This window comes from Thermodesulfobacteriota bacterium (genome assembly GCA_040758155.1).
In the GTDB taxonomy this organism is placed as follows: Bacteria; Desulfobacterota; Deferrimicrobia; order Deferrimicrobiales; family Deferrimicrobiaceae; genus UBA2219.
In genome coordinates this window covers 1-7,991 of record JBFLWB010000059.1, presented here as the reverse complement: position 1 = coordinate 7,991, position 7,991 = coordinate 1, and the positions used below count along the sequence as shown (strand labels likewise).

Annotated in this window: 7 protein-coding genes; all 7 read right to left on the bottom strand. The window is 68.6% G+C overall.

All coding sequences use genetic code 11. The annotated features are described in order from the left end of the window. Positions 1-758, bottom strand: a 758-nt coding sequence (locus tag AB1346_03750; protein MEW6719544.1) for a prephenate dehydrogenase, incomplete at its 3' end; no start/stop codon positions are given. Positions 759-761: 3 nt separating this feature from the next. Beyond that, the gene (aroF, locus tag AB1346_03745) at positions 762-1,775 is read right to left on the bottom strand and encodes a 3-deoxy-7-phosphoheptulonate synthase (protein MEW6719543.1); all 1,014 of its coding nucleotides are present in this window, start codon (positions 1,773-1,775) and stop codon (positions 762-764) included. 16 nt (positions 1,776-1,791) lie between these two features. After that, positions 1,792-2,865 carry a prephenate dehydratase gene (gene pheA / locus AB1346_03740; protein ID MEW6719542.1) on the bottom strand — a complete coding sequence of 358 codons (1,074 nt, stop codon included), beginning with the start codon at positions 2,863-2,865 and terminating at the stop codon, positions 1,792-1,794. After that, the gene (locus AB1346_03735; protein ID MEW6719541.1) at positions 2,862-3,830 is read right to left on the bottom strand and encodes an acetyl-CoA carboxylase carboxyltransferase subunit alpha; all 969 of its coding nucleotides are present in this window, start codon (positions 3,828-3,830) and stop codon (positions 2,862-2,864) included. Before AB1346_03735 ends, pheA begins: the two co-directional genes overlap by 4 nt. Before the next feature lie 49 nt (positions 3,831-3,879). Next, on the bottom strand, positions 3,880-4,809 hold the full coding sequence (gene miaA, locus AB1346_03730) for a tRNA (adenosine(37)-N6)-dimethylallyltransferase MiaA (protein ID MEW6719540.1): 930 nt from the start codon (positions 4,807-4,809) through the stop codon (positions 3,880-3,882). A 278-nt stretch (positions 4,810-5,087) separates the two neighbouring features. Then, positions 5,088-6,803 (bottom strand): DNA mismatch repair endonuclease MutL, encoded by a 1,716-nt coding sequence (mutL, locus tag AB1346_03725; protein ID MEW6719539.1) that lies wholly within the window; start codon positions 6,801-6,803, stop codon positions 5,088-5,090. After that, positions 6,804-7,991, bottom strand: a 1,188-nt coding sequence (locus AB1346_03720) for a glucose-6-phosphate isomerase (GenBank protein ID MEW6719538.1), incomplete at its 5' end; no start/stop codon positions are given.

Genomic DNA, 7,991 nt, shown 5'->3' with positions numbered 1-7,991 from the left:
TCGAGGCTCTTCCGGTAGTGGGCGATGGCGCGCAGGACCTCCGCCCGGTTCTGCAGGACGATGTCCTTCCACATCTCCGGGTTGCTCGAGGCGATCCGGGTGAAGTCCCGGAAGCCGCCCGCGGAGTATCCCAGCGGGACGCGCGACGGCAGCGTGGCCACCGAATGGACGAGGGCGTACGCCACCACGTGGGGCAGATGGGAGACGTACGCGAAGACGTGGTCGTGGATTTTCGGGTCCATCCGCAGCGCGACCTTCGAGCCGGCGAGCCGCCAGATCCGCTCCACCTTGCGGAGGGCGTCCTCGTCCGTCCTGCGGGTCGGGGTGGCGATGAACGACTTCCCGCGGAACAGCGAAGGATCGGCCGCGGGAAAGCCCGAGTTCTCCGTTCCGGCGATGGGGTGACCGCCGACGAAACGGACCCCGCGCCGCGCGGAGCGCTCCCCTTCCCGGACGATGTCGGACTTGACGCTCCCCGCATCGGTCAGGATCGATCCCGGGCGCAACCGCTCCCCGAGGAACCGGACGGCAGCGAGCGTTGCGCCGACGGGGATACACACCACCACGACGTCGCAGGCCGCAAGCTCTTCCCGGGTACAGCCTCGGGAGATCGCCCCCGCCTCGAGGGCCATCCGCACGTGTCCCCGGTTCCGGTCGCATCCCCACACGTCGGGCGCGCCGCGCTTTCCCTTTAGCGCCAGGGCCAGCGAGCCGCCGATCAGCCCGAGCCCCAGGATTCCCAGACGTTCCCGCGGCACAGCTTAAAGCGTCCTCCCCACGGCCTCCGCCACTTTCCGCAGCCGGCCGAGCACCTCGGCGAACTTCTCCGGCCGGAGCGACTGCGGGCCGTCCGAGAGCGCCTTCTCCGGCCGGTCGTGCACCTCGATCATCAGCCCGTCCGCCCCCGCCGCGATGGCCGCGGCGGCCAGCGGCTCCACCAGCCCCGCCTTTCCGGCCGCGTGGCTCGGGTCGGCGATCACGGGGAGGTGGGTCATCGACTTCAGGACGGGGAAGGCCGACACGTCGAAGGTGTTCCGCGTCGCCGTCTCATACGTGCGGATGCCGCGCTCGCAGAGGATGATCTTCCGGTTCCCCTCGGAGGCGATGTACTCCGCCGACATCAACAGTTCCTGGATCGTGGCGCTCATCCCCCGCTTCAGGATGATCGGCTTGTCGAGGCGGCCGACCTCCGTGAGGAGGCGGAAGTTCTGCATGTTCCGGGCGCCGATCTGGATGATGTCGGCGTAGCGGACCACCAGATCGATGTCCCTGGGGTCCATGAGCTCCGTGGCCACCGGCAGCCCGGTCCGCTCCCGGGCCTCCGCGAGATGCTTGAGGCCGTCCTCCCCGAGCCCCTGAAAGGCGTAGGGCGAGGTGCGCGGCTTGAACGCCCCACCGCGCAGGAAGGTCGCGCCGCAGGCGGCGACGCCTCCCCCGATCCCTACCATCATGTCCCTCCCCTCCACGGAGCAGGGGCCGGCGAAGACGGCGATCGCCTTTCCGCCCACCGACCGGCCGTTCACCTCGATGACGGTGTCTTCCTTCTGGAAATCCCGGCTGACGAGCTTGTAAGGGGACAGGATCCGGAGCACCTTCTCGACGGCGGGAAGCCCTTCGAACCGCTCCGGGTCGAGCTTCCGCTCGTCCCCGATCGCCCCGATGATGGTGCGCTCGACGCCGCGGGAGATATGTGCGCTCAAGCCCTGCTGGCGCAGCGATTCCTCGATCTGGCGGACGTCCCCTTCGGTCGCGCCCGCGCGCAGTACGATGATCATGCCGATTCTCCTTGCGTTATATGGCTCTGGGGTACGACCCCAGGATCTTCATGAACTGGGCCCGCATCTTCAGGTCGTTGAGGGCGCCCGCAACGGGTTCGTCCGCGATGTGCCCCGTCATGTCGATGAAGAACAGGTACTCCCACGCCTTCTTCTTGACCGGGCGCGACTCGATCTTGGTCAGGTTCACGTTATGCTTCGCGAACGGCTCCAGCATGAGGTGCAGCGCGCCGACCTCGTCCCTCGCCGAGAAGAGGATGGAGGTCTTGTCGTTGCCGGTCCGCGCGGCGGGCTGCTTCCCCAAAATGATGAAGCGCGTGAAGTTGTTCGTGTTGTCCTGGATCCGCTTCCGGATGGTCTTCAGCCCGTAGATCTTCGCCGCCGCCTCCCCCGCGATCGCGGCCGACGACGGGTCGTCCACGGCGAGCTCCGCGGCCCTCGCCGTGCTCTCCACGTCGAAGACCGGGACCTGGCGGAGGTTGCGCTCGAGCCATGCGCGGCACTGGGCGATGGCGTGCGGGTGGGAGTAGACCTTTTTCACGTGCTCGATGTCGCCGGTCACGGATAGCAGGTCCTGGTCCACCTCGACGAGGATCTCTCCGCAGATCAGCAGGTTGTGGTCGACGAACATGTCGAGGGTGTTGCTGACGACCCCCTCGCTCGAGTTCTCGATGGGCGCCACGCCGTACTCGGCCACGTTCCTCTCGACCGCGTCGAACACCTCGGTGAGATTGATCTGCGGGACGTACAGCGCGCTCTCGCCGAAATGTTTCAGGCACGCCTGGTGCGTAAAGGTGGCACGGGGGCCGAGGAAGGCGACCGACAGCGGCTTTTCGAGCGCCAGCGACGCGGAGATGATCTCCCGGAAGATGGCCTTCAGCCCTTCGTTGGGGAAGGGCCCCGGGTTCACGGAGGACAGGCGTCGCAGGATCTCCGCCTCCCGTTCGGGGACGTAGTACTTCATCCCCATCTCGCCCTTGATCGCGCCGACCTCGAGGGCCGCCTTCGCGCGGCGGTTCAGGAGGGCGAGGATCTCGTCGTCCAGGGCATCGATCTCGGCGCGCAGCCGCTTCAGGCGGCTCTCCGTCACCCCGCGGACCTCTTCTTCATCTCTCCCATCTCCCGAAACTTCCTGTACCTGCGATCGAGGAGCTTGGGGACCGGCATGGAGAGCAGCGGCGGGAGCGTTTCCAGAAGCGCCGCCCGGAGCGCTTCCGCGGCGGCCTTGTGGTCCCGGTGAGCGCCGCCCATCGGCTCGGGGACGATCCGGTCGATCACCCGGAACTTCTTCAGATCCGCGGCGGTGTTTTTCATCATCTCGGCGGCCACCTCGGCCTTCGCGGTGTCGCGCCAGAGGATCGAGGCGCACCCTTCCGGAGAAATAACCGAATAGACGGCGTATTCCATCATCAGGATCTCGTCGCCGACTCCCAGGGCCAGCGCGCCGCCGCTCCCGCCCTCACCGACGACGACCCCCACGATGGGGGTCTTCAGGTGGGACATCTCCAGGAGGTTCCTCGCGATCGCCTCGGACTGCCCGCGCTCCTCCGCCCCGATCCCCGGGAACGCGCCGGGGGTGTCGATGAACGTGATGACGGGCAGGGAGAACTTCTCCGCCAGCCGCATGGCGCGCAGCGCCTTGCGGTACCCTTCCGGGTTCGCCATGCCGAAGTTCCGCTGGATCTTCTCGTTGGTGTTGCGCCCCTTTTGCTGTCCGATGAGGAGCGCCCGCTGCCCGTCCAGCTCCGCGAAGCCGCAGATCATCGAGGGATCGTCCCGGAACGCCCGGTCCCCGTGGATCTCCAGGAAGTTCTTGAAGATGAGCCCGACGTAATCGGTCATGTACGGCCGGTTCGGATGGCGCGCGAGCTGCGTGATCTGCCACCGGGTGAGGTTCGAGAAGATCTCCTTCCGGATCTTGCCGATCTTCTTCTCCAGCTTCACGGCCTCTTCCCGGACGCTCTTGTCGGTCCCGTCGTCCAGGCGCTGGAGCTGATCGAGGCGGTTTTCGAGATCGATGATCGGGCGCTCGAAATCGAGGTATTGGAGGATCATCCGGCGCTCCCTGTTGTGGCGTAAACCTTTATTTTATTCTGATTTTGGATCACGACAAGAACATATTGATCCGATGCCCGGCCTCCCGGACGGCCCCCGCCGGATCGAGCCGGACGAGGGCCGGCTCGGCCGCGAGCCAGGTGATCTGGCGCTTCGCGTACCGGCGGGTGTCCCGTTTCGTCGAGGCCACGGCCTCCGGGAGGGGAATCCCGTCGAGCAGATGGGCTATCGCCTGCCGGTACCCGAGCCCTCCGAGCGGTTTCAGCTCCCTTCCGTACCCCCGGTCGAGGAGCCACCGAACCTCGTTCAACAGTCCCCGGCGGAACATCCCCTCCGTACGCTCGTCGATCCTCCGATACAGCGATTCCCGATCCGGCCAGAGGGCGAGAAAGAGGGAGCGGTACATCTCCCTCCCCGCGCCCCACGCCGCCCTCGCCCGGCTGGGCGGGATCCCGCCGACGCGGGCGATCTCCAGGGCCCGGACGACGCGGAGCCGGTCGGAGGGGTGGACCCGGGCGGCGGTATCCGGATCGATCCGCGCCAGCTCGGCGTGAAGCGCCGCAGCGCCCTCCTCCTGCCAACGGCGGTCCAACTCGCCGCGCACCGCTGGGTCCGCGGGAACCGGGTCGAGCCCCCGCAGCAGCGCTCGCAGGTACATCCCCGTCCCCCCGACGACCAGCGGCACGTTCCCGCGGGCGACGATCCCCGCGATGGCCTCCCGCGCTTCGGCCACGTATCGTCCCGCGTTGTACGGCTCGTCAGGGTCCGCCACGTCGATCAGGTGATGGGGGACCCGGCCGCGTTCCTCCGGGGAGGGCTTGGCGGTGCCGATGTCGAGGTGGCGGTACACCTGCAGGGAGTCGGCGTTGACGATCTCCACGGGAAATGCGAGGGCGAGGGAGAGCGCAAGGTCCGACTTTCCGGAAGCGGTTGGCCCTGAGAGGACGATGATTCGGGGGGCGGGAGTGCTCCAGTTCATAAATACGGTATAGCACCGAGAGCGTCGATGCGCCGCATCCGGCAAGGCGCACGACTGAGGCGTACTGTGGAGTACGCCGCAAGGAGCGCCCCTCTTCTCGGACAAAATACGCTCCCTGGGGTACCCCCGGGAGCCGATACGAAAACATGCCTCGGCATGAGGGGCACAACTCCGCCGGGGGCGGCAGCGATGGCCATGGATGGCCAAGTGCCGCGGAGGGCATGGAGGCCCGGGAGCGGCCGGCGCTCGAATGCTACCGTATTTATGAATTGGAGCACTTATCCCGTGCGGTGGAACAGGGCGTCCAGCCGGGCGCGGGAGAGGCGGATCCACACGGGGCGGCCGTGCGGGCAGCTATGGGCGGCCACCGCCTCGTCCAGCTCCGCGAGGAGGCGGCGGATCTGCTCCGCCGTCAACAGGTCCCCGCCCCGCACGGAGGAGTGGCAGGCCATCCGCCAGAGCTCCCGGTCCGCGTTGAAGATGTCCTTCGGGCCGGTTTCCTGGACGCGCAGCGACTCGCACAGCTCCTCCCACCAGCCCGGCGCGTCAAACCGGGACAGCGCTGCGGGCCCCCCCGCGATCCGGAACGCCGCCTTCCCCTCCGGCTCGAAGTCGAATCCGGCCCGTTCGAGGAAGGCCTCCAGGAGCTCGCGCTCGCCGGGCAGGATGCCCGGGAGCTTCGCCTCCAGCGGCTGGAGCCAGCGCTGGACCGGCGCGCTTCTCCCGAGATACTTTTCCTTCAGCCGCGAGAACACGATCCGTTCGTCCGCCGCATGCTGGTCGATCAGGATCAGGGCGTCCGGCCCCTCGCACACGAGGAAGGTCCCCAGGATCTGCCCCAGGGGGCGCAGGGAAGAGAAGAAGCGCTCTCCCGCGGATTCCGCCGGGCGGAACGGCAGGGGGGCGGGAGGGGCGAAGGCGCCGGTCCGGTGCAGCGTGGATGGCGGGAACGGCGCCGCTGACGATGCCTCCGTTCCGGCGGCCCGCGTCGGGGTCCCGTGCCGCTCCGGGATTTCCCCGAGCGCCCGGCCGATCGCATGGCGCGCCAGCTCGTGCAGGTCCCGCGGGTAGCGGAACCGGACCTCGGTCTTGGCCGGGTGCACGTTGACGTCCACCTCGCCCGGCGCGCAGGTGATGAAGAGATAGACCATCGGCAGCCGATCGGCAGGGAGGATCCCCCGGTACGCCTCCCGGACCGCCGCATGGAGCCCCCGGTCCCGGAACCGCCGCCCGTTGACGAAGAACCAGAGGCCGGATGCGCCCGCGCGGGACGCCTGCGGCAGCCCCGCCCAGCCGAAGACGCGGAAAAACGCCGAGGAAAGGTCCACGGGGACGAGGTACTGCGCGTCGTCCCCCGCGTGCCGCCGCGCGCGCTCCGTCGCCGGCTCGCGGCTTTCATAGGAGAACGTCCCGGCGGAATCGATGAGCCGGAACGAGATCCCCTCGCCCGGAATCGCCACCCCGTGGAAGACGTCCCGCAGGTGGGACGATTCGGTGCGCTCGCTTTTGAGGAACTTGCGGCGGGCAGGAACGTTCCCGAACAGGGCGGAAACGGTGACGGTCGTTCCCGGGGGGGCCCCCGCCTCGCGGACAGAGCGAATCTCTCCCCCCTCCGCCTTCAGCTCAGAGGCGGCCGGCGCCCCGGCGGGCCTCGTCACCAGGGCGAGCCGCGACACGGAGGCGATCGACGGGAGCGCCTCCCCCCGGAATCCGAAGCTCGCGATGCGGTCGAGGTCGTCGGCCGACGCGATCTTGCTCGTGGTATGCCTCCGCAGCGCGAGCTCCGCCTCTTCCCGGGTCATGCCGCACCCGTCGTCCGTCACCCGCAGCGTGAACGGGAAGGGGCCGGAGACCTGCGCCTCGACGGTCCCCGCGCCCGAGTCGACCGCGTTCTCCAGCAGTTCCTTCAGGACCGACGCGGGGCGCTCAACCACCTCTCCCGCGGCGATCCGATTGACCAGGTCGTCCGGCAGAGGCCGGATGCGCCCCGCCAACTATTTCCTCCCGCGGCGCGCGGGGAGATCCGTCCCGATCCGGATCTCCGCCCTCCGGATCCCGGAGAGCCGGCGGTCGAACTCGGCCCGGCGCTCCTCCGATCCCCGCTCCCCCATCAGCGCGCGGGCGATCTTTTTCCCTTCCTCCACGCCGGGCTGGTCGAAGGGATCGACCCCGGCGCATTCCCCCACGATCGCCGTCACCCACTCCCAGAAATGGAGGAACGCGCCGACGTGCTCTTCGTCCCTCGCGCCGATCTCCATCCGCACTATGGGCCTTCCCGCGGCCCACAAGGCGCCGATCGTTCCCTCGAACTCCGCGTCGAAGAGATCCCTCAGCGGCCGGCCGCCGAGCATCGCCATGTCGGGGGCGAACGCCGCCTTGGGGATGTTCCCCTTCTCCCTCCCTTTCATCCATCGGACGAAGGTGAACACCTTGTCGCCGGGACCGTCCTGGTAGAGCTGCACCTGGGAGTGCTGGTCGGTGACGCCGAGGGCCCGGGCGGGCGTCTGCCCCACCGGGCTGCCGCAGGAGCGCTTCTTGCCGAGGCTCTCCCCCCAGAGCTGCTGCCACCATTCCGCGACCCGGTCGAGCCCCGCGCCGTACGTGAACCAGACCTGGACCGGCTTCGGGACCTGGTAAAGGTAATGGGCGTACACGGCGGAGGCGAACCGGACCGGGTTGTCGGTCCCCTTCGTGTGACGGAAGATCGATTCCATCTGGGCCGCGCCGGCGAGGAGCTTCCCGATCCGCACGCCCGCCATGGAAAGCGGGAGGAGCCCCACGGGGGAAAGCACGGAGAACCGCCCTCCCACGTTCGGGGGGACGGCGTAGCTGCGGATCCCGTCGGTCTCGGCCATCCTGCGGAAGACGCCCTTTTCCGGGTCGGTGACGAGGATGAGCTGCTCCTTCCACTTCCTCCCGGCCGCTTTCTTCAGCGCGGCGATCGCCATGGAAAGCTGGGCGTTGGTTTCCGCGGTCCCGCCCGACTTGCTGATCGCCACGACGACGGTCTTCTTCATCGGGTGCGACGCGAGGAGGGGCACGAAAACGTCGGGATCCACGTTGTCCGCGACCGTCAGCCGCATCCCGTTCCGCGCGGCCGCCCCCCCCAGCGCCTCGTGCACCGCCCGGGTCCCCAGGGCCGATCCGCCGATCCCGAGGACCAGGAGATGGGTGTGCTTCCT